This window comes from Microbacterium sp. OVT16B, assembly GCF_019969705.1.
GTDB lineage: Bacteria > Actinomycetota > Actinomycetes > Actinomycetales > Microbacteriaceae > Microbacterium > Microbacterium natoriense.
This window is the reverse complement of record NZ_JAHXZA010000001.1, coordinates 805,121-831,440: the sequence shown is the minus strand read 5'-3', so window position 1 is coordinate 831,440 and position 26,320 is coordinate 805,121. Positions and strand designations below refer to the sequence as shown.

Sequence of the window (26,320 nt, the reverse complement as noted above, 5' to 3'; positions counted from 1 at the left end):
ATGACCGACCTGCTCGCCACCGCCCGCTCTCTCGACGCCGCAGATCCGCTGCGCTCGCACCTCGCGGCGTTCGCCGACATGCCCGGCGTCGGCGCGTATCTCGACGGCAACTCCCTCGGCCGCCCGCTGCGCGACATCCCGGAGAAGCTCGCCGCCTTCGTGCGCGAGGACTGGGGCACCCGGCTCATCCGCTCGTGGGACGAGCAGTGGATGGCCCTGCCGATGCAGCTCGGGGACCGCATCGGCGCTCTCGCCCTCGGCGCGGCGGCCGGGCAGACCGTGGTCGCCGACTCCACCAGCGTGCTCATCTACAAGCTCATGCGCGCAGCCGCAGGGGCGGACCCGACGCGCACGGAGCTCGTGATCGAGGCCGGCAACTTCCCCACCGACCGCTTCATGGCGGAGGGCGTGGCCGCGGAGACCGGCATGACCGTCGTCTGGCTCGAACCAGACCCCGTGCACGGGGTGACCGTCGCCGACGTCGAGGGCGTTGTCTCCGCGCGCACGGCGCTCGTGTCGCTGAGCCACGTGGACTACCGCTCCGGAGCTCTGGCCGACATGCCGTCGATCACCGCGGCCGTGCACGAGGCGGGCGCCCTGATGATGTGGGACCTCTGCCACTCGGTCGGCGTGATCCCGATGCAGCTCGACGAGTGGGGCGTCGACCTCGCGGTCGGCTGCACCTACAAGTACCTCAACGGCGGTCCCGGTTCGCCGGCCTTCGCCTATCTGCGCCGGTCGCTGCAGGGGGTGCTGCGGCAGCCGATCCAGGGGTGGTGGAGCGCTGCCGACATCTTCGCGATGGGGCCGGAGTACGTGCCGGCTGGCGACATCCGCCAGCTGCTGAGCGGCACCCCTCCGGTGACGTCGATGCTGGCCATGCAGGGCATGCTCGACCTCATCGAGCAGGCGACGATCGAGGGCGTCCGCGCCAAGTCGCAGTCGTTGACCGATCTCGCGGTGACGGCCTACGACGAGGTGCTGGCCCCGCTCGGGGTGCGCCTGCTGAGCCCGCGCGACGCGGATCTCCGCGGCGGGCACGTGACGATCGGCCACCCGGACTTCCGTGAGGTCACGCAGCGGCTGTGGGCCGACGGCATCATCCCCGACTTCCGTTTCCCCGACGGCATCCGCCTCGGGCTCTCGCCGCTGAGCACCTCGCACGTCGAGACGATCACGGGGGTCCTCGCGGTGCGCGACGCTCTGGAGTCGCATGTCCGCTGATCAGCTCCCGGTGCTCGATGACATCGACGCCCGCCCCGGCAGCACGGCCTCGCTGCTGCGGACGATCGTCGGCCTGTACCTGCGCCGCCTGGACGGCTGGATCTCCGCGGCCGATCTCGTCTCGCTCGCCGGGGACCTCGGCATCCCGTCCGCCCTGGCGCGCACCGGCATCACCCGGCTCAAGCAGAAGGGCCTGCTGCTCGCGGAGCGCGACGGCACGGCGGGGTATCGACTGAGCCCCGCGGCACTGCCGATGCTGGAGGCGGGTGATCGACGCATCTTCCGGATGCGCACGATGACGGATGCCGACACCTGGTGTCTCGTGTCGTTCTCGATCCCGGAGAGCGAGCGCAGCGTGCGCCACCAGCTGCGCAAGCGGCTGCAGTGGATCGGGGCCGGCGTGGTCTCCCCTGCGCTGTGGATCTGCCCCGGCCACCTGCAGGACGAGGTCGAGCGCATCCTCGACGACCTGGGCGCCCGGCAGTGGGTGACCCTGTTCCCCGCGGGTGCGCCCACCACGGCCGTGCCCGTCGTGGAGGCCGCGGCGAAGTGGTGGGATCTCGACGCGCTGCGCCGCGAGCACCTCGCGTTCCAGGAGTCGCTCTCCGCCCTCCCCGCCGCGCCCTTCGCCGCCTACGTGCAGCTCGTCGACACCTGGCGCGTGCTGCCGTACGTCGATCCGGGGCTGCCGCCCTCGATGCTCCCGGACGGCTGGCCGGGGGCGCGCAGCTTCGACGAGTACGCCCGCCTCTCGTCCGCCCTCGCCGAACCTGCGTGGGCGCACGTCCGCGGCGTCACCGGCGGCATCGACTGACACCACCGAGATCCCCGGAGCCGTCGCACCGCGCAGCGCGCCAGAACTCCGGAGACTGTCGCGCTACGCAGCGCGCCAGAACTCCGGAGATCCGGGCGGGATCAGCGCGCAGAGCGATGACTCGCCGTCGCCGATCCCGGATCTCCGGAGTTCTGGCGGGCAGGGCATGGGCCCCGCCCGCGCAGGACCTCAGGCGGAGTCCTCGACCCCCCGGAGGAATGCGAGCACGTGCTCCTCCAGCCGCAGGATCCGCAGGTCTCTGGCGAGCTCGCGATCGTAGCCCTGGTACGCGAGGGGCGGGAGCACACGCACGTTGCGCGAGCACCCGAACTCGGCGCAGATGAGCGTGCCGATCGAGTCGCCCTTGCGCCCGGCAGGTCCTGCCTTGCGCGCGACGAACAGCTGCACGTCGTTGCGGAGGGTGACGTCGTCGCACCAGGAGCACTGGGCGCGTGAGGCGACCCGCTGCTCGGCGCGCTGCAGGAACACGCCGACCGCCTGCTCGTCGCGCCAGGCGATCACATAGGCGCGGCGGGGCTGCTTCGGATCGACCCAGCCGAGGTAGTCGAGCCGATCGAAGTCGATGTCGGCGAAGCCCGGAGGCAGCGTGAGGTCGGAGACCTCCTTGCGGGAGGCGTTGATGAAGGATGCGCGGATGGCGCGCTCGTCGATGGGACGCATGACAGAACAGTGCTTTCGTGGAAGGGGTGAGGTGGGTACGTCTCAGCACCGGGGACGGGGGTTCCGCCTCCGGCTGATCGTCAGCCTCTGCCCGCGGCGCTGAATGCGCCTGCGGCTCCGTTCCGCGCCTGACCGGCGCTCATCGACAACAGCACCCGGCGAGCTTACACCCGTTTGTTTCGTCTCGTGTCGGCGCCGGTTCCCTCGCCGTGATCCCGCGCCTACTCTTGCGGGAACGCCATCCGATCGACAGGAGAACCCCGTGTCCACGCCGCTGAACCGCCTTTCGCCCCTCCCGGTGCGTGAGCGTGCGGCGTGCATGTGCCAGCACGGAGACGTCTGCTCCTCGTTCGCGTCGGGGCACGGTCTGCACCTGATCCAGGCCCGACTCGCCTCGGCGACGCCGGCCGAGTGGGTCGACGCGATCGTCGAGCAGTCGGATGCCGACTCCGGCGAGCTCGTGGTGCGCACGCTCGACGGCGACGCGCACTCGCTGTGGAACGCCACCGGCGCCGCGCTCGAAGCCGCAGCGGGAACGCCGGTCGCCCTGCACGCGCGCTACGGCGTGCTGGCCGTCGGGCGGACGCAGTTCAACGTCGCCTCGGTCTGAGGCGGCGCGGATCCGCTCCGGATCAGGCGGCCGCCATCATCATGTCCTTCATGGCCATGCAGGCGTCCATGCAGGCCTTGCACGCCTGAGCGCACATCTTGCAGACCTCGCTGTCGTCGGCGTGCATCATGCACATGTCCATGCAGGTCTGGCACATCGCCATGCAGGCGTCGAGCATCGACATCATCGACGCGGGGGTCATGCCCTGCATCCGCATCATCGACCGCATCATCGTGTTGCACATGTCGGCGCAGTTCATGCACGACGGCGCGCAGTCCATCATCTGCGTGGAGCACACGGTGCAGGCCTGCTCACAGGCCGAACACGCGTCCATGCACGCCTGCATGACGGACATGTCCATCATCGCCATGTCGGGCATCGACATCATGTTCTTCGACATGGCGCCCATCATCATCGAGTCCATCGCACACCGCTCTCCTCTGGGGGTCAGCGGGCAGGACAGCCCGCCTGACGCCAGAGTAGTCCCCGCCGCATCGCACGTCGATGGGCGGTTTCCGCTGTCATGCGAGAAGCCGGATGTCAACCCCGTGGCCCTGCTCGCGCTCGGATGCGAACGTGGCCTCTTCGAGCGATCCGTCGACGAGAGGAAGAGCGCATGAGCGCAGCAGACGACATCAAGAACGCCGCCGAGAAGCTGGCCGGAAAGGTCAAGGAGGGCGTGGGCAAGGTCACCGACAACGAGAAGCTCGAGGCCGAGGGCCGCGCCGACCAGGTCAAGGCGTCGGCGAAGCAGGCTGCAGACGACGTCAAGGACGCCGCCAAGAAGGCCGGCGAGAACCTGCGGGGCGGCTTCAAGGAGTAGTCGCGCGGCCCCACGGGCCCACCACGTATCGGAAACGCCTTCCCGCACGCACGCGGGGAGGCGTTTCCGATCCACCCCTCCCTCTTCGGCAGTAGTGTCGGGCTGTGTCATCCTTCGCCCCTCTGCAGCGGCTCGTCATCACGATCGCGATCCTCGCGTCCTTCGTGACCTTCCTCGACGGCACCGTCGTCAACGTCGCGCTCCCCGCGATCAGCCGGGAGCTGGGCGGAGGCATCACCACCCAGCAATGGGTCGTCGACGCGTACCTCATCACACTCAGCGCACTGATCCTGCTGGCCGGGTCGCTGTCCGACGCCTACGGCCGCGTGCTCGTGATGCGGATCGGCCTCATCGCCTTCGGCGTGGCATCCGTCGCCGTCGCCTTCGCCCCCGACCCGCTGGTGCTGATCATCGCCCGCGCGGGGCAGGGCGCCGCAGGAGCACTGCTCGTGCCGAGCTCCCTGGCGCTCATCACCGCGACGATGCGCGCCGACGTGCAGTCGCGCGCGATCGGCGTGTGGACGGCCTTCACCACGGCGGCGCAGCTGGTCGGCCCGCTGCTCGGCGGCCTCTTCGTCGACTTCCTGTCCTGGCGCCTCGTCTTCCTCATCAACGTGCTCCCGATCGCGGTGACGCTCTTCCTCCTCTCGCGGCTGAAGCTCGACGAGCGCCGGAGCGGCGTCCGAGTGGACTGGTGGAGCGGGGCGCTGTGCGCGCTGGGACTGGGTTCCGTGGTGTTCGCGCTCATCGAGCAGCCGACCAGGGGCTGGGCCTCTCCGGTGATCTGGGGCCCGGGCATCGCCGGCATCCTGCTGTTCGCGCTGTTCCTCTGGCGGCAGGATCACTCGGCGTCGCCGCTGCTGCCGATGTCGCTGTTCCGCGTGCGGGACTTCGCCTGGGGCAACCTGGCGACGCTGTTCGTCTACGCCGCCCTGTCGCTCAACGGCTTCGTCGTCGGCGTGTACCTGCAGCAGGGCGCAGGTCTCACGGCCACCGCCGCCGGGCTCGCGAGCCTGCCGATGACGATCCTGATGATCCTGGTCAGCTCGCGCGCCGGCGCCTGGGCCGGACGCCTCGGCCCCCGCATCTTCATGACGGTCGGCCCGCTGGTGATGGCCGTCGGCGCAGTGATGCTGCTGCTCGTCTCGGAGCACTTCGACTACTGGTGGCAGGTGCTTCCGGCCATGATCGTGATGGGCCTCGGTCTCTCGCTGACGGTGGCTCCGCTGACCGCGGCGATCCTCGGCGCGATCGACGAGGCGCACTCCGGCATCGCGTCGGCCGTCAACAACGCCGTCGCCAGGGTCGCCGGCCTGCTCGTCGTCGCGATGCTCTCGACGATCGTGGGCGGCACGCTGGACCTCGCCGGATTCCACAGCGCGGCCTGGGTGACGGCGAGCCTGCTCGTGCTCGGCGGCGTCGTGTCGTGGATCGGGATCCGCCGCAACCCCGCCGAGGAGGCGCAGGCGGCGGACGCCGCCGACGCACCCCGTTGACCGTGTCGGTGGCCCGGCGCAGACTGGGGGCACCGCCACGAAACCGGAGGATCATCGTGAGCACCGCCCCTCTGCCCCCTGTCGTCGACGCCGCCACCTGGCGTCGTGAACTCGATGCGCTGCGCGTGCGGGAGAAGGCCGCGACCCGCGAGCTCGATGCGATCGCGGCGCAGCGTCGTCGCCTGCCGATGGTCGAGCTGCCCGAGTACACGCTCGTCGGCGCCGACGGCCCCGTGCGCCTCGCCGATGTGTTCGACGGGGCCTCTCAGCTGATCGTCTACAACCACATGTGGTCGGACGGCAACGAGTGGCAGTGCCCGGGCTGCACCGGATTCACCTCGCAGTTCACGCGGCTCGACGTGCTGGACCGGTACTACGACGCGCGCTTCGTGATCGTCAGCAACGGCCCGATCGAGGAGCTCCTCGCCTACCGCGAGCGTGTGGGCAACCGGATGCAGTGGTTCTCGAGCGCCGACAGCTCGTTCGGCGTCGACATGGACGCCCCGCCGAACGCCGGCTTCGGCGTGAACGTCTTCCTGCGCGACGGAGACACGGTCTACCGGACGTGGCACACGGAGGGTCGAGGCACCGAGCGCCTCAGTCATCTGCAGGGCCTGGTCGACCTTCTTCCGTATGGCCGCCAGGAGGAGTGGGAGGACTCCCCCGAGGGCTGGCCGCAGCATCCGACCTATAGCCATGGCATGGGCTCGAAGGAGATCGGCGCGCTGTACGGGGCGGGGAGCTGACCCGCCGCCTGGCGGCGACGGCCGCCCTCGCTCTTCTCCTCGCCCTGACCGCATGCTCGACGGACGCATCCGGCGACATCGCCCTCCCGCCATCCGGTGCTGTGCCCGACTACCAGCTCGGCGGCGCGTATCCGCCCGCCGACGGAGTGGGCATCGTGGGCCGCGACCGCTCCGCCGACCCCGCAGACGGGGTGTACTCCATCTGCTACGTGAACGGCTTCCAGACCCAACCGGGAGAGCTCGAGTCCTGGGCGCAGGATCTGCTGCTGCAGCGCGACGGCGACGTCGTGTACGACCCGGACTGGCCCGACGAGGCGCTGCTCGACACCTCGACGGCCGACCGGCGCGAGCGCATCGCGGCGACGGTCGGACCGTGGATCGACGGATGCGCGGATGCCGGCTTCGACGCCGTCGAGTTCGACAACCTCGACTCGTACACGCGCTCCGACGGCGCACTCTCCCTCGACGACAACCTCGCACTCGCGGCGCTGCTCGTCGACCGCGCGCACGCCGCCGGCCTCGCCGCCGGGCAGAAGAACGCGGCAGAGGATGCCGCGGTCCTGCACGAGAAGGCGGGGTTCGACTTCGCGGTGACCGAGGAGTGCGCCGTGTACCGGGAGTGCCCGCGCTACACGGAGGTGTACGGCGAGCACGTCATCGACATCGAGTACGCCGACGAGCTGCCGCGACCGTTCGCCGAGATGTGCGCCGACGAGGAGTCCCCGGCGTCGATGGTGCTGCGCGACCGCGACCTCGTCACGCCGGATGACGAGGATTACGCGTTCGAGACCTGTTAGCCGGCGCTGTCGAGGAAGGCCCGCACCTCGGCGACGACGGGGTCGACCGTGGCCTCCGGCACCGCGTAGCCGCGCTCGGCGAGCCACTCGTCGTCGTAGAGCTTGTCGAGGTAGCCGCGCCCGTGATCGGGGAGCAGCACGACGACCACGTCGTCTTCGGTGAGGGCGGATGCCGTGCGGAGCGCGGCGACGACCGCCATGCCGCTGGAGCCGCCGACGAACAGCCCCTCCTCGGCGGCGAGGCGACGGGTCATCGCGAAGGACTCGGCGTCCGAGATCCGCTCGTACCCGTCGACGACGGAGGGGTCGAACGTCGAGGGCATGAAGTCCTCCCCCACGCCCTCCACGTGGTAGCCGTGGATCGGCCCGCCCGAGTAGATCGAGCCCTCAGGGTCGGCGCCGATGACCCTGACCCGCCCGTCGCTCGCCTGCTTGAGGTAGCGGCCGGTGCCGGTGATGGTGCCGCCGGTGCCGATGCCGGCGACGAAGTGGGTGACACGGCCGTCGGTGTCGCTCCAGATCTCCGGACCGGTGGTCTCGAAGTGCCCGCGCGGACCGTTCTGGTTCGCGAACTGGTTGGGGTTGAAGGCCCCGGGGATCTCCGCGGCCAGCCGGGCGGCCACGCTGTAGTACGAGCGCGGATCGGTGGGTTCGACGCTGGTCGGCGTCACCACGACCTCGGCTCCGTAGCCGCGCAGGGTGGCGACCTTGGCACCGGCGAACTTGTCGGGGACGACGAACACCATCCGGTATCCGCGCTGCAGGGCGACGAGCGCGAGGCCGACGCCGGTGTTGCCGCTCGTGGCCTCGACGATCGTGCCTCCGGGCTTCAGCATGCCCTCGCGCTCGGCGGCGTCGATGATCGACGCGGCGATGCGGTCCTTGGCGGAGCTGCCGGGGTTGAAGTACTCGACCTTCGCGAGCACGGTCGGACGGATGCCGGCCGCGACGGCGTTCAGGCGGACGAGGGGCGTGTGGCCGACGAGTTCGGCGATGTGCTGGGCGTAGCGCACGGGAGTTTCCTGACGTTCAGGGGCGCGCGGCTGACGCGCGCTGTTGTGTGGGGTCGGTGGAGGCGAGCGGAGCGCTCAGCGACAACAACGACACGTCAGGGACACACCGGAACTGTAACCCGAGTCGGGGCCCGCCGCAAACCCGCGCATCCGCGCCGCCCCGCGCACCCGCACGCGCCGTACGGAGACGACGGGATCAGCGACGCGAACGATCCAGGCCGAGGATCGGACCGGTGAGCGGAGCCGCGGTCTCTCCCGCCGGCCCCGGAGGCAGAGCCGGCAGCGCCGTGTCGCTCAGCCACGACTCGAACAGGCCGGCCAGCGGCATCCCGCTCGCCGACTCGGCGAGCGCGACGAAGTCGGCCGTGACGGCGGTGGCGTAGGCGCGCGCCGAGGTCCACGCGCGCAGCACGCCGAAGAACGCCTCATCGCCGATCGTCAGCCGCAGCGCCTGCAGGGCAAGGGCGCCCCGCTTGTACACGCGGTCGTCGAACATCGCGTCGGCCCCGGGGTCGGCGAGCACGACGTCCTGCTCCAGCTCGGCGAGGCGGGCGTGATGGGCGAGCGCCTTGGACTGCGCGCTCGGACCGCCCGATGCCTCCGACCAGATCCATTCGGCGTAGCAGGCGAAGCCCTCGTTGAGCCAGATGTCGCGCCAGCGGCGCAGTCCGACGCTGTTGCCGAACCACTGGTGCGCGAGCTCGTGCGCGACGAGGCGCTCCAGTCCGTGCTCGCCGTCGATGTGGTTCGCGCCGAAGATCGCCATAGCCTGGGCTTCGAGGGGGATCTCCAGCTCGTCGGGGGTGACCACCACCGTGTACTCGCCGAAGGGATACGGTCCGAACGACCGCTCGAAGGTCGACATCATCGCCGCGAGGCCGTCGAAGTCCGCGTGCACGCGGGCAGCCAGCGCCCGGGGATAGAACAACCGCCCCGGCACGTCGCCGAGCGGCATCCGCTCCTCGGTGTACTGGCCGATCTGCAGGGTCATCAGGTAGGTCGCGGTGGGCACGGGGATGTCGAACACCCACACGCCCCGACCCCGCGACACCGAGCGCGACGGCGGCACGGAGCCCACCACGGTGTACCCGGGGTCCGTCGTCACCCGAACCGCATAGGTCGCCTTGTCGTACGGCACGTCGTTGCAGGGGAACCAGGTGGCGGCGCCGGTCGGCTGCGAGGCGATCAGCAGCCCGTCTTCGAGCTCCTCCCACCCGAGGGCGCCCCATCGCGTGTGCCGCGGCTTCGGCGCACCGGCGTACTCGATCGTCGCCCGCACGACATCGCCGGCGGGCACCGTGCCGCCCAGCGCGACCTTGACCTTGCGATCGGTCTGGGTGAAGTTCGTCCGCGACTGCCCGTCGATGCGGACCTTCCTGACGCGCAGACCGACGAGGTCGAGCGCGAAGGCCGCGGTGTCCTGCTCGATGCGCACGTCGATCACCGCGGTGGCGGTGAGTCGATTCGTCGACAGCTTGTAGTCGAGATCGAGGTCGTAGTGCTCGACGCGGATGCGCGGGTCGCCGGAGTGCGGGGTGTACGGGTCGACGTTCATCCGTCCGCCGCCTGGTAGGCGCGCACCGTCACGGCCCGCCACGGGCCGATCGGGTTGCCGCTCCAGCGACTCCCGGCGGGTACCGTCTCGCCCCGCATGACGAGGGATGCCGGCCCCACTGTCGCGTCGGCGGCGATGGTCGCCGCGGGCAGCACGACCGAGTGCGGGCCGAGGGTGGCACCCGATTCGAGGGTGACCGTGTCGATGCTCATCACACGATCATGGAACAGATGGGTCTGAACCACACAACCGCGGTTCACCGTCGCCCCGTCGCCGAGGCTCACGAGGTCGGGCTCGGGGAGCCAGTAGCTGTCGGTCCAGACGCCGTGGCCGATCTTCGCGCCGAGGCTGCGCAGCCAGACGACGAGGGCTGGGGTTCCCGCTGCCGCGGTGGCGAACCAGGGCGCCGCGACCATCTCGGTGAAGGTGTCGGCGACCTCGGTGCGCCACACGAAGCTGGACCAGAGCGGATGCTCGCCCGCTCTGATCGGTCCGACGAAGATCCATTTCGCCGCGGTCGTGATGGCGGCCGCGAACGCTCCGGCCGCGAGCAGGACGGCGCCGGACAGCAGGATCGCGATCGGCAGTCCCCAGGTCTCGGTGATCCAGGCGAGGCCGAGCAGCACGGCGAGCCCGAGGCCGCACGTGACGAACACCGGGAGGATGCGGCCGAGCTCCCACAGGCCGCGCGCCCACCGCAGCGACTGCCGCGGGCGGTAGGTGCGCTCGAGGTCGGAGTCGTTCACGACGCGACGCAACCGCACGGCCGGCGATCCGAGCCAGGACGAGCCCGCCTTCGCCCGCTCCGGAGCGACGGAGAGCACGGCGATCAGGCCGTCCTTCGGCACGCGGTGGCCTGCGGCTGCCAGTCCGGAGTTGCCGAGGAAGGCGCGCTTGCCGATGCGCGCCTTCGCGATGCGCATCCATCCGCCGTTGAGCTCGTAGGTGCCGACCATGGTGTCGTCGGCGAGGAAGGCGCCGTCGTCGATCACGGTCATGCGGGGGATCAGCAGCACCGTCGACGCCTCGACCTCCCGGCCGACCTTCGCGCCGAGCATCCGCAGCCAGATCGGGGTGAACAGGCTGGAGTAGATAGGGAAGAGGAGGGTGCGGGCGGAGTCGAGCAGGCGCTCGGTGGTCCAGGCCTGCCAGGCCACTCGTCCGCGCACGGGGTGCACGCCCTCGGTCAGCCCGATCGAGAGCACCCGCACGATGAGCAGCACCGCCGCCGCGAAGACCAGACCGGTCACGAGCACGGCCGGCACGAGCCACAGCGCGAGCGGCCCGATCGCCGCGGCCAGCGATTCCGAGCCGCGGATGCCGGCCGCCAGCACGAGACCGCCGACCGCGAAGGCGAGGAACGGCAGCAGTCCCAGCAGCGCGGAGGAGCCGCCGTATGCCCACAGCCACCGGCGGCGCTTCGGGGGAGCCTCCGGAGCGAACGGCATGCTCTTGCCGCCTACCCGTGCTGCGGGGGAGCCGGCCCAGCGCTGCCTGGCGCGCACCCGTCCGAACACCGCGGAGCCAGGGGCGATCTCGGCCCCGCGCCCGATCTTCGTGCCGGGTGCGAGCGTGCTGCGTGCGCCCACGGTGGCGTCGGCGCCGATCCGGATCTCGCCGATGCGCACGGTGTCGCCGTCGATCCAGTAGCCGGCGAGGTCGACCTCCGGCTCGATGGCCGCGCCTTCGCCGATGTGCAGCATCCCCGTCACCGGGGGGAGCGAATGGAGGTCGACGCCCTTGCCGATGCGGGCGCCGAGAGCACGGGCGTAGAAGATCACCCAGGGGGCGCCCGCGAGCCCGACCGCATCGACCTGATGCGACACCTGCTCGGCGAGCCACAGCCGCAGATGCACGCCGCCGCCGCGGGGGTAGTCGCCGCCGCGCACCCCGGCCAGCAGGAGCCGGGCGACGAGGGCCGACAGGGCCATCCGTCCGAACGGGGTCACGAACACGAGGAGGCCGAGGAGGATCGCCCAGCCCGGTGCGGTGGGGAGGAAGTCGAACCCCGGCACGAGCTGCAGCAGCCAGCTCGCCGTCAGCAGCCAGGTGATCCAGCGAGCCCCGGAGAGCATGAACAGCGGGATGCCGAGCAGCGTCTGCACCCACTGCATGCGCCGCGGCGTGGGGGCCGCAGCGGTCGCCGTGCGGATCTCCTGGTCGGTGGCGACCTCGTCGACGGCATCCGCCATCTGCCGCAGCCGCGGCAGGTCGTACACGTCGGCCATCGTGAACTCGGGGGCGCGCGTGCGGATGCGCGAGACCAGCTGCGCCGCGGCGAGTGATCCGCCGCCGAGCTGGAAGAAGTCGGCGTTCTCCTCGGTCGGACGCATGCCGAGCACCGAGAACCACTGCTCGGCGAGCCACGCGGCCGTGCCGGACAGGGTCGAGTCCGCGGCATCCTGATCGACGAGAGGCCAGGGCAGAGCGGCCTTGTCCACCTTGCCCGAGGTGCGGACGGGCAGGTCGTCGACCACCGCGAGGAGCGGGATGAGCGGGGCGGGGAGGGCTTCGGCGAGCTGAGCGCGGGCGCGCTGCCGATCGAAGCCGTCGGCGGGGACGACGTAGCCCACGAGCAGGGCGATGCCGGCATCCGTCCTGCGCACGGCGACCGCTGCCGCGGTGACATCGTCGATGGCTTGGAGCGCCGCCTCGACCTCGCCGAGCTCGATGCGGCGTCCGCCGATCTTGACCTGATCGTCGACGCGCCCCTGGAAGATCAGACCCTCCGGGTCGGCGCGCACCATGTCGCCGGAGCGGTAGGCGCGGTCCCATCCGAGGGTGGGCATCGGAGCGTACTTCTCGGCATCCTTGGCCGGGTCGAGATAGCGGGCGAGGCCCACTCCCCCGATGATGAGCTCTCCGGCCTCGCCGTCGGCGACGAGCCGACCGTCGGCGTCGACGACCGCGAGCGCCCAGCCGTCGAGCGGCAGGCCGATGCGCACGGGGCCGTCGCCGTGCATGATCGTCGCACAGGCGACGACGGTCGCCTCCGTGGGGCCGTAGGTGTTCCACAGCTCGCGGCCGTCACCGACCAGTCGGGCGACGAGCTCGGGCGGGCACGATTCGCCGCCGAAGATGAGCAGCCTCACGTTCTCGACCGTGTCCTGCGGCCACAGCGCCGCCAGCGTCGGGACCGTGGAGACCACGGTGATGCCGTGACCGATCAGCCAGGGACCGAGGTCCTCACCGGAGCGCACCAGGGCTCGCGGCGCGGGCACCAGGCAGGCGCCGTGCCGCCACGCCAGCCACATCTCCTCGCACGAGGCGTCGAAGGCGACCGAGAGACCCGCGAGCACGCGATCGCCGGGGCCGAGGGGCGCGTCCTGCAGGAACAGCCGGGCTTCGGCATCGACGAAGGCCGCGGCCGAGCGGTGCGAGACGGCCACGCCCTTCGGAGTGCCGGTCGAGCCCGAGGTGAAGATGATCCACGCGTCGTCTTCAGGGGTCGGCGGGGCGACGATCGGCACGGCCGAGGTGCTGGGGTGCGGGTCGGCTCCCTCGAACAGGCCGCTTTCCCCCGCCGCATCCGCCGGCGTGAACACGCCCCCGGCTCCGATCACACCGCGCACCCGCGCCTCGCCGAAGACGAGGTCGGCGCGCTCCTGCGGATCATCCGCGTCCACGGGCACATAGGCCGCGCCCGCCGCGAGAATCGACAGGATCGAGATGTACAGCGCACGCTCGCCCGACGGCATCCGCACGCCCACGCGGTCGCCGCGGCGCACACCCTGGTCGTGCAGACGCGCGGCCGTCACGTTGATGCGTGCGATGAGCTCGGCGTAGCTGATGGCGCCGGCCGCGTCTTCGATGGCGGAGGCATCGGGATGCCGGGCGGCGGTGTCGCGGAGGATGTCGATGAGCGTCCGGGGATCCGGCGCCTGGGCGGTGCGGTCGTAGCCCTGCTGCACGTCTGGCACTGTCGGTCTGTCGCTGTCTGCTGGCGCTGTCGGGTGGTCTCGCTCTCGCTCCGTCAGGAGGAGAGCAGCGCGATCAGCTGCGCCTTGGTCAGGCGCGAGTAGCCCGTGCGACCGGCCGCGCGGGCGCGGGCGCGCAGAGCAGTGACAGTGAGCGCATCGAGGTCGACGGATGCCGCGCCCTTCGGGGTCGCCCGCCGAGCGGGCGCGGGCGTGGCCGGAGCGTTCGCGGGGGCCTCGGCCGGGGCCTTCGCCGACGACGACGTGGTGGAGATGCTCGAGGATGACGATTCCGGAGCCGATTCAGCGGACGCCCTCTCGACCAGTCTTCTCTCCGGCACCTTCCGCTCCGGCACCTTCCGCTCCGGAACCTTCCGCTCCGGAACCTTCCGCTCCGGAACCTTCCGCTCCGGAACCTTCCGCTCCGGCACCTTGGTCGCAGGCTTCGCCACTGGCTCTGCCGATACCGCCTCGGCCGCAGCCTTCTTTGCCGAGATCGGCTTCGTGTCGGTCGTGCCCTTCTTCGAGGACGCGGACTTCTTCTCGGCGGACTTCTTCGCCGAGATCGGCTTCGTCTCGGCCGTGTCCCTCTTCGAGGACGCGGACTTCTTCTCGGCGGACTTCTTCTCGACCGACTTCTTCTTCTCGATCGCTGCCGTCGCCGACGACGTCTTCTTCGCGATCTTCTCGATCTTCGCGGTCGCCTTCTCCAGGCGCGCGGTGGCCTCGACCGCGGCCTTCTCGACCTTGCGGGGCTTCTTCACGAGCTTCTTCTTGGACGGCTGCGCGGCATCCTTCGCCTCATCGACCAGCGCGCGCAGCTTCCTGCCGTCCTTCTTCGGGAGGACCTTGCTCAGCTTCTTCGCGTCCTTCGCCGCGGCGGCGGCCGCATCGAGCGCCGCTTCTGCCGACTTCTGCGCCTTGGTCTTCTTGGCCATGGGGTCCTCACCATCCGATCGGGCGGCGCGGGGAGCCCGGGCCGCAGCGCGACACATGGTACTCGTGGCCGGTGAACAGCCGGAGAACTGCGGCGCCGCATGACAGCGATCGCGCGGAAGGATGAGGCGGGAGGCGGCTCCTCCCCAGAAAGCCGCCACCCCGCTTCGTTTCTCGAGCGTCCCCAGTGTCGAGAAGCCTGACGAGCCGCGTGCGGGGGGCCTCGCGAACTCGTGACCTGGGTGACGATACTCCTCCGTGCGCCTCAGGGAAAGAGGAGAAGCCTTCGAATTCGCTTGTTCCCCGAGTAGATCGATTCGAAGTCGTTCAGAAAGCGGTTGCCCGACCTTCGGAATCCGCCGTGGGATGAGAGATCAGTCTTTGCGCCCGCCGGGATGACGCAGCCAGAAGTAGAGCACTCCCAGCGGAATGAGCAGCCCGCCGATCCCGTAGACGAGGAACGGCACGAACCCGGCGGTGTGGTCGCCGAGCCAGCTGAAGTTCTGCCCGAAGAAGCCGGTGATGAACGTCAACGGCAGGAACACGGTGGCGAGCACGGTGAGGCGCTCCATTGTCGCGTTCTGCCGCACCCCGACGGCGGTCTGCTGGACCGTGATCACGGAGAGGTTGGCTTCGAGGACGGTACCGAGCAGATCCCGCTGCGCCGCGACCTCCTCGTTGATGAGGGTCAGATGATCGTGGACGTCGCGCAGATAGGGCTGAAGCGCGGCCTGACGGGACGAGCGCTCGACGGAGGCCACCACTCCGAGCAGTGGATGCACCGCACGGTAGAAGTCGGTCGCCTCGCGGCGCAGCGAGTAGATCCGCTCCGTCGGCGCCGCACTGCCGGAGAAGACGGTCGCCTCGATCTGGTCGATGTCGTGCTCGAGCCCCGCCACGACGGGGGCGTATCCGTCGACGACCTGGTCGAAGATCGCCCAGAGCACGGCATCCGTGCCCGCGGCGAGCAGGTCGGGCTGGAGTTCGAGACGCTGACGCGCACCGTGCAGCTCGCTCGCCACGCCCTGCCGGACGGTGATGACGAAGGTCGGCGCGACGAACACGCTGATCTCGCCGAACTCGACCTCCTCGGCCGCATCGTCGTAGCGCGCCGTGCGGACGATCACCAGCCGCGTGTCGTTCTCCGTGTACGTCTCGATCTTCGGACGCATGTGGAAGGTCTGCGTGTCTTCGATCGCCAGCTCGTGCAGGCCGAACGCCTCCCTCACCTCGGCGAGCTCGTCGGGTTCCGGCTCGAACAGGCCCAACCACACGAATCCGTCCTGATCTCCCAGCGCGGCCGCCTCCCGCACGCCCAGCGGACCCTCGCCCTGGCGCCGCCCGTGCAGGTAGCGGGCGCAGTCGACGATCATCGGGCACCCGCGAAGACAGGATCCGTCACGCGCTCGCACGTGTCCGTCATGAGCCGCTCCCTTTCAGCGGTCGCGGAGGTCGCGGCAGCGCGTTCGTCTCGGTCGTTGCTGACATTGTGCGCTTCTGCGGGGGTCTGCGCGAGCGCAGTCGCATGAATCGCGCGGGAACAGTCGGTGTTCGACCTCAGTCGCGTCCGCGAAGCCGCGACGTGTGGCGCTCCTGCAGCGCCGTCGCGCGGGTGAGGAACCTCTCCACGGCATCGAGCTCGGCATCGGTGAAGTCGCGGGTGACGGCATCCGTGCTCTCCTCGACCAGCGGACCGATCATCTCCCAGGTGCGCCGGCGCGCGGCATCCGTGGCCTCGACGACGACCTTGCGCCGGTCCTCCGGGTGCGGGGTGCGCTGAACGTATCCGGCTCGCTCCAGGCGGTCGAGCATCGTCGTGACGCTCCCCGTCGTGAGCCCCAATCGGTCGGCGATGATCCGCGGGGTGATCTCCTCCCGCGCGCCGATGAGCACTTCGAGGCAGCGCAGGTCCGTGCCGTTGACGCCGAGCAGCCGTGCCATCTGGCGGTCGAAGTCGTCGACGGCGGCCTGATACTTCTGCATGGCGGCGCCAACTTGTTGTTCCTTCACACTCAAACTACTTGACATTCAAGGCTTCCTTCGCTCATGATTGCTTGACGATCAAGATACCAAGGAGGAAGAGTCATGACCAAGGCGCTCATCATCGGAGGCGGCATCGCCGGCCCCACGCTCGCCGTCGCACTGCGGAGGATCGGCATGGAGGCGGAGGTGTTCGAGCAGCTGCCGCCGGACGCCGACCAGCGCGGGTCGTGGATCAACTTCCAGGCGAACGGCCTCGATGCGCTGCGCGCTGTCGGACTCGAGAGCTGGGTCGCCGAGATCGGCTACCCCGTCGACACGATCAGCTTCGTGAACGGACGGGGGCGCTCGCTCGGGCAGATGCCGATGGCCTTCCGCCGCCCCGACGGACTCACCTCGCTCATGATGCCCCGGGCGCGGCTGTTCGTCGCGCTGGCCGAGGCTGCGCGTCACCACGGCGTCCCCGTCCACCACGACAAGCGTCTGATCGACGCGCGCGACACGGGCGACGGCGTCATCGCGCGCTTCGCGGACGGCACCGAAGCCACCGGCGACATCCTCATCGGAGCCGACGGCATCCACTCCACCGTGCGGCGCCTCATCGATCCCACGGCTCCTGCGCCTCGCTACGTGCCGGTGCTCAACACCGGCGGGTACATCCCGGACTTCACGGTGGATGCGCCACCGCAGGACTTCCGGATGCAGTTCGGCACGAGGTGCTTCTTCGCCTGGATGAACACCCCCGACGGAGGAACGCTCTGGTTCGCGAACCCGCCGATGAAGGACGAGCCCGCCCGCGGACAGCTGTCCGGGATGAGCGACGGGCAGTGGCGGACCTGGCTGCACGAGCTGATGGACGGGGATGCCGGCCCGTCCTCCTCGATCATCGACGCGGCACCGGGGCCGATCCAGGGCTGGGCGACCTACGACATGCCCGTGGTGAAGAGGTGGCACGACGGATCCCGCATGGCCATCATCGGCGACGCCGCTCACGCCACCTCTCCCGCAGCCGGTCAGGGCGCGTCCATGTCGCTGGAGGATGCCGTGATCCTCGCCCAGTGCCTGCGCGACTGCCCGACCACCGCATCGGCATTCGCGACGTTCCAGTCGCTGCGTCAGACCCGCGTCGAGAAGATCGTCGAGATCGGGCACCGCTCATCGTCCGACAAGGCCGCGGGGCCGATCATGCGCGTGCTCCGCGACCTGATCCTCCCCGGGAAGTTCCGCGCCGCAACGAAGGACGGCGGCGAGGCGATGATGTGGCTGCAGGGCCACCACATCGACTTCGACGAGCGGGTGGTGCCGGCCGTGTGAATGCGTGAATTGCGAGCGTATCCTGCAGTAATTCACGGTAAGTGGGACGCAACCGAGCTGGTCGTGTGCCCCCGGTTCATCCCGCCCGCCGACTGGTCGAGGGCAGCGGGGATCGCTGGAGCTCCGGCGACGAACAAGGCGAGGCGGCAGACGATCCCCGCCTTCCGTGTGCGAGATCGCCGGAGGATCGCCGAGGACTTCACGTGAGAGGCCTCGGACCGAACGCCGGTGCTGACGTCAGAGGATTCGGACGTTCTTCGCGAGAGTCTTGAATCGCAGGCCGTCGGGCTGCACCACCGTGATGGTGACCGCACCTGTCCTGCTGCTGTTGACGTCCTCCACGACACCGGCCTTGCCTCGATGCGTGCCGGACACGACCTCGCAGCGGTCGCCGCTCCCGACCTGTCCCTCGTCTGTCATGGCTCAAGTGTGCCAGGCGATTTCCACCGGCGCGGTACCGGCATAGCGCGCTCAACTGACGAGCAGAGTTCGGGCGGGGAGCACATCACCGAGAGCCTGTGTCAGCGTCACTCCGTGATCGGAGGGTGCGGCAGCGACCGGGCGAACGCGGCGATGTCATCGGCGAGCACGGCCGGCTCCTCATGCGGTGCGAAGTGGCCGCCCCGCGGCATCCGCGTGTATCGCACGAGGTCGTAGGTGCGCTCGATCCACCGTCGAGGCGGCGAGGCGATGTCGTGCGGGAAGAGAGCGACGGCGGTCGGCACCCGCACCCGCTCGACGCGCGACGTCAACCCCGACGCATGCTCGTAGTAGGCCCGGAACGACGTGCCGATCGAGTTGGTGAACCAGTACACCGACGCGAGCGTCAGCAGGTAGTCGTCGCTGAACCGGGAGGAGACATCCCCATCGCAGTCGCTCCACGCACGATGCTTCTCCAGGATCCACGACAGCAGTCCGACCGGAGAGTCCGACACCGCGGGCGCCAGGGTCAGCGGGCGGGTCTGCTGCTGATGCTGATATGCACCCTCGGAGGTGAGCCACTCCTGCACCCGTTCGAGATGGGCCTCCTCTTCGGGCGCGATCGTCTCCTCATCGATGTGCGCCGGAGGAGCCACCGCCAGCAGGTGGATGCCGACCACCTCGTCGGGGTACGCCTGCGCGAGTCGAGAGGTGATCCCCGCCCCGAGATCGCCGCCGTGGGCGAGGTAGCGGGGAAAGCCGAGATGCTGCGTCATCAGCGCGTGCCAGAGTTCGTGCGTCTGCTCGCCGAGCCTGGGACGCTGCGGCGAGAACGGGAGACCGGGAAGCGCCGGCACGATCACGGGGGCGGCGTCTGCAGAGTCTCCCCCGAAGAGAGACGGCGTCGCCAGGCGTCGCGCGACGTCGACGAGCTCGAGCGCCGTGCTCGGCCAGCCGTTCGTGAGCAGCACGGGGACGCCGGAACCTCCGGGCTCGGGATCGAAGCGAAGATACGCGACGGACGCGCCGTCGATGTCTGCACGTCGCCAGGGCAGCGCGTCGATGCGCTGTTGCTGAGCACGCCAGTCGAAGTCGTTCAGCCATACGTCGACGAGCCGGCGGAGCTCATCCTGATCAGTGCCCGCATCCCAACCCTGCACGGGCCACGACTCCGGCCAGCGCGTCCCGCGAAGTCGCCGGCGCAGGTCATCGAGATCATTCTCACTGACCTCTAGGGGTGACATTCCGGGCATGGGAGACCTCTTCCGAGACGGCGGCGGTGCAGTCCCGACGCTACCTCGATGCACCGACACCGGGGGCACCCTCGGCGCTCGGGAAACGAAGAAAGACCCCCACTTCGTGGAGGTCTTTCTTCGTTGGCGGTGACGGTGGGATTTGAACCCACGGTAGGGGGTTACCCTACACAACTTTTCGAGAGTTGCACCTTCGGCCGCTCGGACACGTCACCGCGGACTAGCTTACGCGAGACGCCGCCTGGGCGCGAATCGAGCGATCCGCGCCCGTCGACTTCCCGTGCTCTCGTCGAGTGCACGGGACGTTCGCGGCAACGAGCCGTGCACTCGGCGACTTCACGTGAAGTCGACACGGCACGACGCGACGCGACGCGACCCGGCTCACCAGGTGGCGGCGAGCTCCGCGTGGGTGCGCAGGATGTCCTCGGTCGTTCCTGCGGGGGCGCGGCCGATGCCGCACTCCGTCGCCACGCCGAACCCGGGGGCGAAGCGCTGCGCGGCGGCGATGCGCCGGGAGGCTCCGTCGACGCCGTCCTCGCGGTGCACGAGCCCGAGGTACAGCTCGCCGTCGTACGACAGGCCGGCGAGCGGTGCGAAGTACGCCTCGTCGTCACGCTCGATCGGCACGGGCAGGTGCAGCCAGGTCAGATCCCGCGCGGATGCCGCGGTCACGGCGTTCGCGTAGCGCACGAGGTTCGCGGCATCCGTCGGCTCCACGAAGTGCTTCTCCCCCGCGTCGCCGTAGCAGAGGTGCACGCCGACCTCGACGTCGGCGGGCACGGCATCCACCAGCGCAGCCAGTCGCGACACGAGACCGTCGAAGGCGTCGCCCGGCCACCACGCCTCCATGACCTTGCCGTAGCCGGCCGCGCGCTCGATGATGCCCATCTCGCTCGCGACGTCCCACTGGATCGCCAGGTCGTCGTGCGGGATCGCCGCGAGGATCTCGTCGACCTCGCCCAGGATCGCCGCCGTGTACACGGGCTCGATCGCCGCCCGGTCGTCGCCGGAGAAGAACGAGGAGATCACCGCGAGCGGAGTCGGCAGCGACACCTGGAACCGGGTCCCCTCGGCGAGCTCCCCCGCCGCGCGGAGACGAGAGAACACCACGTAGGAGTCGATCGCCGCAGACGCGTAGCCGAGGGCGGGCAGGCGGATGCCGGCGGCATCCGTTCCCTGGGCGATCCGCAGCGGCCTGGCGTCGATCCCTGCACGGAACGGGATCGGCTCGTCGCCTACCCGCTCGATGCCCTCAGCCTGGCCGAGCACGTCGGGCTGGAACATGATCCAGTGGAACCTCGTGCCGACCTCCCCGTCGGGCAGACGGCGCAGCCGCCGTCCGAGGATCGCGGATGCTGTGCGCATCGTGGTCTCGGCATCGTCGTAGTTCACGCTGCCCACGAGGTGGGCGCCCTGCGGCTGAGTCATTTTTCCAGGCTATCGGCGCCTGCGAGCGACGGATGCCCCGAGTTAGGATTGCCTAAGCGAGAACCGAGGAGGACGCGGCATGGGGTACATCACGTCTGAGGCACTGGCCGAGACCGGCTACGTCGTGCTCGACGACCACGACCAGTCGTCCGACCCCGCCGAGTGGCTCGATCTCGAGTACGTGCCGTGGCGCTCGTCGGGGATCACGCGCTTCGCCCCGCTCGCGAGCTTCGCCGGCGACGTCGAGTGCAACGGTTTCTGGAACCACACCCCTCCACGTCCCGACAAGGACGGGGTGTGGGTCGCCTCGCAGGTCGCCCTCGCTCCCGTGCTGCACCGCCGCGCCATCGAGCCCGGCGCCGGCGTCGGACGGTGCCGCGTGATCGAGCTGCAGCCCAACGAGTACGCCGACGCGATCTACAACCTCCATCAGGACGACAACAACCGCCTCAACGACGAGGGCACCGGCTGGGTGGTCCGCGGTTTCTTCAACCTCTCTGACGACGCCGACTCCCTGCTCATCCTGCGCTCCGACCGCTTCGACCCCGCCACCGAGATCCGCCTGCCGCTCCGCGAGGGCTCCCGGATCATCGTCGACACCCAGCGCTTCTGGCATGCGGTGTGGCATCGCGGCGTCGCCCCGCGCTTCGCCCTGATCACGTCGTGGACCTCGGGCCCAGAGCTCGACGCCTACATCGCGGCGAACCACGGCGACCCGCATCCGCCGACCGTCGACCTGGATGCTTCGGTCGTGGAGGAGGCGCAGGTCGAGCTGCACCGCCGCATCGAGGAGCGCCGCCGCGCCTTCGAGGCGATGGGCGTCGTCATGGAGCCCCGCGCCGACCTCGCCCCCTGACCCGTCCCGCGTCTTCGGTCACGCTTCGTGCGACCTCAGACCGTGCGGCCGCCCTCGAGCCGGACGACGCGGTCCACCGTGCCCGCTGGCGGGGCGACGTGCGAGATGAGCAGCACCGACTGCTCCCCCGCGGCGTGCAGCAGGTCTCGCAGCAGCGCATCGGATGCCGCGGGGTCCACGCCAGCGGTCGGCTCATCCAGCACGAGCACCGGGAAGCCGCGGAGCAGCGCTCGCGCGAGCGCGATCCGCTGGGCCTGACCGCCGGACACCAGCGCACCGCGGTCCCCGACCCGAGCGTCGAGCCCTCCGCGCTCGGCCACCCACGCTCCGAGACCGACCCTGTCGAGGACGTCGAGCAGCTCGGCATCCGTCGCCGTGTCCCTCGCGAACAGCAGGTTCTGCCTGAGGTCTTCGTCGAACAGCTGCGGGCTCTGCTCGCACAGGCCGATGGTCCGGCGCAGCGCCGGACCCGAGAGCGACGAGGCGTCCATGCCGTCGAGGGCATACTCGCCCTCGATGCGGAGGAAGCCGACGAGCACGGCGGCCAGAGAGCTCTTGCCCGCACCGCTCGGGCCCGAGACGAGCACCCGCTCCCCCGGGGCGAGATCGAGGTCGACCCCCGCGAGCGCGACGGCCCCGCCCGGCCAGTGCGCGCGAGCTCCGCGGAGCCTCAGCGTCGGCACCCCGCCGAAGTCGGCATCCGCTCCGTCGTCTGCGCGGAGCTCTCGCGGCGCCTCGTCCGGGAGGACGTCGGCGATGCGCTGGGCGCTCGCCCTGACGCTCCGCCACGACGACGCGGCGATCGGCACCGCCCCGAAGATCTCGAACACCACCATCGGCACCAGGACGACGACGGCCAGCCACGGCCCGTCGATCGCTCCGGAGAGGATGCCGGGAGCCGCGACCGCCAGCGCCCACGCGGATGCCGCTCCCGCCGCGACCGACACCACGCCGGCCGCGATCGCCTGAGCGAGGGACGCACGACCGACCGCACGGCGCAGGGCCCGATCGGCATCCGCGATGCGCCCGCGCGCCTGCTCCTCCGCGCTGTAGGCGATCAGCACGTCGAGGCCGCCGAAGTAGTCGACCAGAGCGGCCGACAGATCCGCTCGACGCGACGACAGCGACGCCTCCGCACGCGAGCCGAACAGCCATCCGAGCCCCACGGCGGCGCCCGCCGCGATCAGCAGGCACGCGGCGAGCGCGAGCGCGGCGGGCGGCGAGATGATCGCCACGACCCCGACGGCGCCGACCGCGACCACCCCGGCGACCGCCAACGGCTGGACCACGCGCAGCGGGAGATTCTGCAGGTTCTCGACGTCGTCGACCAGCGCGGAGAGCACCCGGCCGTGATCGGTGCCGCCGAGGCCAGCGGGCGACAACGGGATCAATCGCCGCACCAGATCCGAACGGGTGCGGGCGAGCTGGCGCAGGGCCGCATCGTGCCCGGTCAGACGTTCGAGGTAGCGCGTCACCGCGCGGGAGACCGCGAAGAAGCGCACGCCGACCACCGCGATCGACAGCGGCACCAGCGAGTCCACGATCGAGGCGCTGACGATCAGCCAGCCGCTCACCGCGAGCAGGCTCACCGCGGCTGCCGCCGACAGCACGCCCCAGAAGAGGCCGGGGAGGAATCGGAGGAACGGCGGCTGGGCCCGCCGCAGGATCGCGGACACGGAGGCGCCGGTCATGCGTCCACCCCCAGGTCGACGACGTGGTCGGCGATGTCGCGGGCCGATCGACGGTGCGAGACGAGCAGGATCGTCGCCCCGGCATCCGCGCGCTCGCGCAGGCTCGTCCACAGCCGAGCCTCCGTGTCGGGGTCGAGGGCGCTGGAGGGCTCGTCGAGCGCGAGGACCCGGTGGGCGCCGCGTGCGTGCCGATACAGCGCCCTGGCCACGGCCACCCGCTGCGCCTGCCCTCCGGAGAGCCCGCTGCCCTGCACGCCGAGCTCCCGGTCGGGGTCGAGCGCTCCGGCGCAGGCCGCGGCGAGGGCGGAGCGGATGCCGTCGGCATCCGGCTCCCGATCGCCGAGGGCCACGTTCGCGGCGATGGTCCCGCGGCTCAGCTGCGGCCGCTGCCCCGACCAGGCGAGCCAGTCGGCGGGGCTCAGGTGACGGACGTCCGCGCCCCCGAACGCCGCAGAGCCGTCGAACGGGACCGCTCCGCGGAGCGCCGCGAGCAGGCTCGACTTGCCCGCTCCGCTCGGCCCCTCGATGAGCGTGATGGTTCCTGGCTCTGCGGCGAAGGAGACGGGCGCGAGATCGCGCACGCGCAGGTTCTCGACGACGAGGTGCGCGGGCGAAGGCGTCCGAAACTCCGGAGATCCGTCGCGATCTGCGGCGGAGAAGCCCGGGTCACGCCGCGTCGTGAGCATTTCTCCGGAGTTCTGGCGCTCCCCCACCGCAACACCGATGACCGACGCGCCGGCGACCGACGCACCGACTGTCGCAGCCCCGGCCCCCGCAGCACCGGCTCCCGCAGCACCGGCCGCGTCGAGCACCTCGAATACGTCCTCCGTGGCGGCGACGCCCTCGGCCGCGGCGTGGAACTGCACGCCGACCTGACGGATCGGCAGGAACGCCTCGGGCGCGAGGAGCAGCACGAACAGTCCGACCTCGAGCGACAGGTCGCCCGCGAGCAGCCGGAACCCGATCGACACCGCGATCAGGGCCACGGCCAGCGACGCGAGCAGCTCCATCGCGAAACCCGAGAGGAAGGAGAACCGCAGCACCTTCATGGTCTCGCGGCGGTAGTCGTCGGCCGTCGCCTCGATGCGGTCGGCCGCACGCCGGTCGCGTCCGAACAGCCGCAGCGTCGACAGCCCCTGCACGGTGTCGGCGAACCGCACGGCGAGGGTCTGGAGCGTCTGCCACTGGCGGCGCTGCACGGTGCGCGTCGCCATGCCGATGAGCACGAGGAACAGCGGGATCAGCGGGAGCGTGATGATCGCGGTGAGGCCGCTGAGCCAGTCCTGCCACCACATGACGGCGACGAGCACCGGGGTCGCGATCACCGTCAGCACGAGCTGCGGGATGTACCGCGCGAAGTACGCGTCCAGAGCCTCGAGCCCGTGCCCCGCGGTGACCGCGAGAGAGGCGCGGTTGCGCTGTGCGAGCCACCCTGGTCCGAGCCGCCCGACCGCGGAGATCAGCGCGGCCCGCAGCTGCGCGCCCGTCGCCGCCGCCGCGCGTGTGCCCGCGGCGTCCGACGCGGCGATCAGCAGTCCGCGGATGCCGGCGAGCCCGAGCAACCACAGGATCGACGCCGTCACGTCGCGCCCCGCGACGGCGCCGGTGACGGCATCCGTCAGCATCCACGCGAACGCGACCGTGACCGCCGTCTGCGCCACGCCGATCAGCGCGGTGGCCGCGACGAACACCCGTGCGGCACTCGCGTACCGCAGCAGACGGGGGTCGAGGGGCTTCACGCGTGCGCCGGAGCCGCCTCGATGTGACTGCGCCGCACGCGCTTGCGGAACACCCAGTACGTCCAGCCCTGGTAGAGCAGCACGAGCGGCATCGCGACCAGAGCCGTCCAGCTCATGATCTGCAGCGTGTACGGGGTGCTCGACGCGTTCTCGATCGTGAGGCTGTACGCCGGGTCGATGGTCGACGGCATCACGTACGGGAACAGCGCGCCGAACAGCATCACGACCGCACCGGCCACGGTCACCGCGGCGGCGGCGAACGCCCAGCCGTCGCGTCCGCGGAGCGAGAAGGCGACCGCTCCGATGAGAGCGACCGCGGCGAGAGCGCCGCATCCGATCACCATCCACAGCAGCGGCGCCTCCCGCTCCGCCGCCATGACGATCGTCCAGACGACCGTGCCGGCCGCGGCGAGGATCGTGGGCACCGCCGCGAGGCGGACCAGACGACGCGCGTCCTCATGCACCTGCGCGTCGGTCTTCAGGGCGACGAACAGCACACCGTGCAGGAAGAACAGCAGCAGCGTGGTCACGCCGACGAGCAGCGCGTACGGGTTCAGCAGCGACAGCAGGCCGCCGACGAAGATGTGGTTCTCATCGAGGGCGACGCCCTGCACGATGTTGCCGAAGGCCACACCCCACAGGAGCGCGGGGACGACGGAGCCGATCACGATCATCCGGTCGAAGCCGCGCTTCCACTTCAGCGAGTCGCGCTGGTGCCGGTACTCGAACGAGACCCCGCGGAGGATGAGCGCGAGCAGGATCAGCAGGAGCGGGAGGTAGAAGCCGCTGAACAGCGTCGCGTACCACTCGGGGAACGACGCGAACAGGCAGGCGCCGGCGACGATGACCCAGGTCTCGTTGAGATCCCACACGGGGCCGATGGTGTTGATCACCTGACGGCGGGAGACGTCGTCCTTGCCGAGGAACGGCAGCGACATGCCAACGCCGAAGTCGAATCCGTCGAGCACGAAGTAGCCGACGAAGAAGAAGGCGACGATCCAGAACCAGAGGTATTCCACGGTCTTCT

At 70.4% G+C, this 26,320-nt stretch carries 23 protein-coding genes and 1 tRNA gene; 9 read left to right on the top strand and 15 right to left on the bottom strand.

Annotation, left to right across the window (positions count from 1 at the left end; genetic code table 11):
- Entirely contained in the window at positions 1 to 1,224 is a 1,224-nt protein-coding gene (locus LC438_RS03780; protein ID WP_223585891.1) for a kynureninase, read from the top strand.
- Complete coding sequence (locus tag LC438_RS03775) at positions 1,214 to 2,038, top strand: PaaX family transcriptional regulator C-terminal domain-containing protein (protein ID WP_223585890.1); 825 nt, start codon at positions 1,214 to 1,216, stop codon at positions 2,036 to 2,038. The genes LC438_RS03780 and LC438_RS03775 overlap by 11 nt, the downstream gene beginning before the upstream one ends.
- 189 nt (positions 2,039 to 2,227) lie before the next feature.
- Here the strand turns inward: LC438_RS03775 and LC438_RS03770 are convergent, their stop codons facing one another.
- Positions 2,228 to 2,719 (bottom strand): FBP domain-containing protein, encoded by a 492-nt coding sequence (locus LC438_RS03770; protein ID WP_105672871.1) that lies wholly within the window; start codon positions 2,717 to 2,719, stop codon positions 2,228 to 2,230.
- A gap of 262 nt (positions 2,720 to 2,981) precedes the next feature.
- Between LC438_RS03770 and LC438_RS03765 the strand changes: the two genes are divergently transcribed.
- Entirely contained in the window at positions 2,982 to 3,329 is a 348-nt protein-coding gene (locus LC438_RS03765; protein ID WP_105672872.1) for a hypothetical protein, read from the top strand.
- Between the two features lie 22 nt (positions 3,330 to 3,351).
- On the opposite strand, the gene LC438_RS03760 is transcribed toward LC438_RS03765, so the two are convergent.
- Positions 3,352 to 3,753 carry a hypothetical protein gene (locus LC438_RS03760; RefSeq protein ID WP_105672873.1) on the bottom strand — a complete coding sequence of 134 codons (402 nt, stop codon included), beginning with the start codon at positions 3,751 to 3,753 and terminating at the stop codon, positions 3,352 to 3,354.
- Between the two features lie 192 nt (positions 3,754 to 3,945).
- Between LC438_RS03760 and LC438_RS03755 the strand changes: the two genes are divergently transcribed.
- The 4 genes from LC438_RS03755 (at position 3,946) to LC438_RS03740 (ending at position 7,191) form a co-directional block, all read left to right on the top strand.
- Complete coding sequence (locus LC438_RS03755; protein ID WP_105672874.1) at positions 3,946 to 4,152, top strand: CsbD family protein; 207 nt, start codon at positions 3,946 to 3,948, stop codon at positions 4,150 to 4,152.
- A 104-nt stretch (positions 4,153 to 4,256) separates the two neighbouring features.
- Entirely contained in the window at positions 4,257 to 5,648 is a 1,392-nt protein-coding gene (locus LC438_RS03750; protein ID WP_223585889.1) for an MFS transporter, read from the top strand.
- Between the two features lie 56 nt (positions 5,649 to 5,704).
- Positions 5,705 to 6,394: a DUF899 domain-containing protein gene (locus LC438_RS03745; protein WP_374197864.1), complete on the top strand. Its 690-nt coding sequence runs from the start codon at positions 5,705 to 5,707 to the stop codon at positions 6,392 to 6,394.
- Positions 6,391 to 7,191: an endo alpha-1,4 polygalactosaminidase gene (locus LC438_RS03740; RefSeq protein WP_105672876.1), complete on the top strand. Its 801-nt coding sequence runs from the start codon at positions 6,391 to 6,393 to the stop codon at positions 7,189 to 7,191. Before LC438_RS03745 ends, LC438_RS03740 begins: the two co-directional genes overlap by 4 nt.
- On the opposite strand, the gene LC438_RS03735 is transcribed toward LC438_RS03740, so the two are convergent.
- The 6 genes from LC438_RS03735 to LC438_RS03710 form a co-directional block, all read right to left on the bottom strand.
- Positions 7,188 to 8,204 carry a PLP-dependent cysteine synthase family protein gene (locus LC438_RS03735; protein ID WP_105672877.1) on the bottom strand — a complete coding sequence of 339 codons (1,017 nt, stop codon included), beginning with the start codon at positions 8,202 to 8,204 and terminating at the stop codon, positions 7,188 to 7,190. The genes LC438_RS03740 and LC438_RS03735 overlap by 4 nt on opposite strands.
- A gap of 196 nt (positions 8,205 to 8,400) precedes the next feature.
- On the bottom strand, positions 8,401 to 9,759 hold the full coding sequence (locus tag LC438_RS03730) for a M1 family metallopeptidase (RefSeq protein ID WP_223585888.1): 1,359 nt from the start codon (positions 9,757 to 9,759) through the stop codon (positions 8,401 to 8,403).
- Entirely contained in the window at positions 9,756 to 13,679 is a 3,924-nt protein-coding gene (locus LC438_RS03725) for a Pls/PosA family non-ribosomal peptide synthetase (protein WP_223585887.1), read from the bottom strand. Before LC438_RS03725 ends, LC438_RS03730 begins: the two co-directional genes overlap by 4 nt.
- A gap of 53 nt (positions 13,680 to 13,732) precedes the next feature.
- Entirely contained in the window at positions 13,733 to 14,614 is an 882-nt protein-coding gene (locus LC438_RS03720) for a hypothetical protein (protein WP_223585886.1), read from the bottom strand.
- A 372-nt stretch (positions 14,615 to 14,986) separates the two neighbouring features.
- Positions 14,987 to 15,985: a magnesium and cobalt transport protein CorA gene (locus tag LC438_RS03715; protein ID WP_105672881.1), complete on the bottom strand. Its 999-nt coding sequence runs from the start codon at positions 15,983 to 15,985 to the stop codon at positions 14,987 to 14,989.
- 184 nt (positions 15,986 to 16,169) lie between these two features.
- A complete protein-coding gene (locus LC438_RS03710) occupies positions 16,170 to 16,595 on the bottom strand; it encodes a MarR family winged helix-turn-helix transcriptional regulator (protein ID WP_223585885.1) in 426 nt (141 codons plus the stop codon).
- Between the two features lie 102 nt (positions 16,596 to 16,697).
- On the opposite strand from LC438_RS03710, the gene LC438_RS03705 reads away from it, so the two are divergent.
- Positions 16,698 to 17,906, top strand: coding sequence for an NAD(P)/FAD-dependent oxidoreductase (locus tag LC438_RS03705; RefSeq protein ID WP_223585884.1), 1,209 nt, complete (start codon positions 16,698 to 16,700; stop codon positions 17,904 to 17,906).
- Between the two features lie 237 nt (positions 17,907 to 18,143).
- On the opposite strand, the gene LC438_RS03700 is transcribed toward LC438_RS03705, so the two are convergent.
- The 4 genes from LC438_RS03700 to LC438_RS03685 all read right to left on the bottom strand — a co-directional run bounded on the left by LC438_RS03700 (position 18,144) and on the right by LC438_RS03685 (position 21,007).
- Entirely contained in the window at positions 18,144 to 18,326 is a 183-nt protein-coding gene (locus tag LC438_RS03700; RefSeq protein ID WP_223585883.1) for a KOW motif-containing protein, read from the bottom strand.
- Between the two features lie 107 nt (positions 18,327 to 18,433).
- Positions 18,434 to 19,570, bottom strand: a complete 1,137-nt coding sequence (locus tag LC438_RS03695) for an epoxide hydrolase family protein (protein ID WP_223585882.1) — start codon at positions 19,568 to 19,570, stop codon at positions 18,434 to 18,436.
- A 133-nt stretch (positions 19,571 to 19,703) separates the two neighbouring features.
- Positions 19,704 to 19,794: transfer RNA gene (locus tag LC438_RS03690), tRNA-Ser, on the bottom strand.
- Positions 19,795 to 19,960: 166 nt separating this feature from the next.
- The gene (locus tag LC438_RS03685) at positions 19,961 to 21,007 is read right to left on the bottom strand and encodes a hypothetical protein (protein ID WP_223585881.1); all 1,047 of its coding nucleotides are present in this window, start codon (positions 21,005 to 21,007) and stop codon (positions 19,961 to 19,963) included.
- A gap of 79 nt (positions 21,008 to 21,086) precedes the next feature.
- On the opposite strand from LC438_RS03685, the gene LC438_RS03680 reads away from it, so the two are divergent.
- A complete protein-coding gene (locus LC438_RS03680; RefSeq protein ID WP_223585880.1) occupies positions 21,087 to 21,863 on the top strand; it encodes a hypothetical protein in 777 nt (258 codons plus the stop codon).
- A 35-nt stretch (positions 21,864 to 21,898) separates the two neighbouring features.
- Here the strand turns inward: LC438_RS03680 and cydC are convergent, their stop codons facing one another.
- Genes cydC through cydB form a run of 3 tightly spaced genes read right to left on the bottom strand, consistent with a single transcriptional unit; the run spans position 21,899 to position 26,312 of the window.
- Positions 21,899 to 23,554: a thiol reductant ABC exporter subunit CydC gene (gene cydC / locus LC438_RS03675; protein ID WP_223585879.1), complete on the bottom strand. Its 1,656-nt coding sequence runs from the start codon at positions 23,552 to 23,554 to the stop codon at positions 21,899 to 21,901.
- Positions 23,551 to 25,293 (bottom strand): thiol reductant ABC exporter subunit CydD, encoded by a 1,743-nt coding sequence (gene cydD / locus LC438_RS03670; RefSeq protein ID WP_223585878.1) that lies wholly within the window; start codon positions 25,291 to 25,293, stop codon positions 23,551 to 23,553. Before cydD ends, cydC begins: the two co-directional genes overlap by 4 nt.
- Entirely contained in the window at positions 25,290 to 26,312 is a 1,023-nt protein-coding gene (gene cydB / locus LC438_RS03665) for a cytochrome d ubiquinol oxidase subunit II (RefSeq protein WP_223585877.1), read from the bottom strand. The genes cydD and cydB overlap by 4 nt, the downstream gene beginning before the upstream one ends.
- Positions 26,313 to 26,320 lie beyond the last annotated feature (8 nt).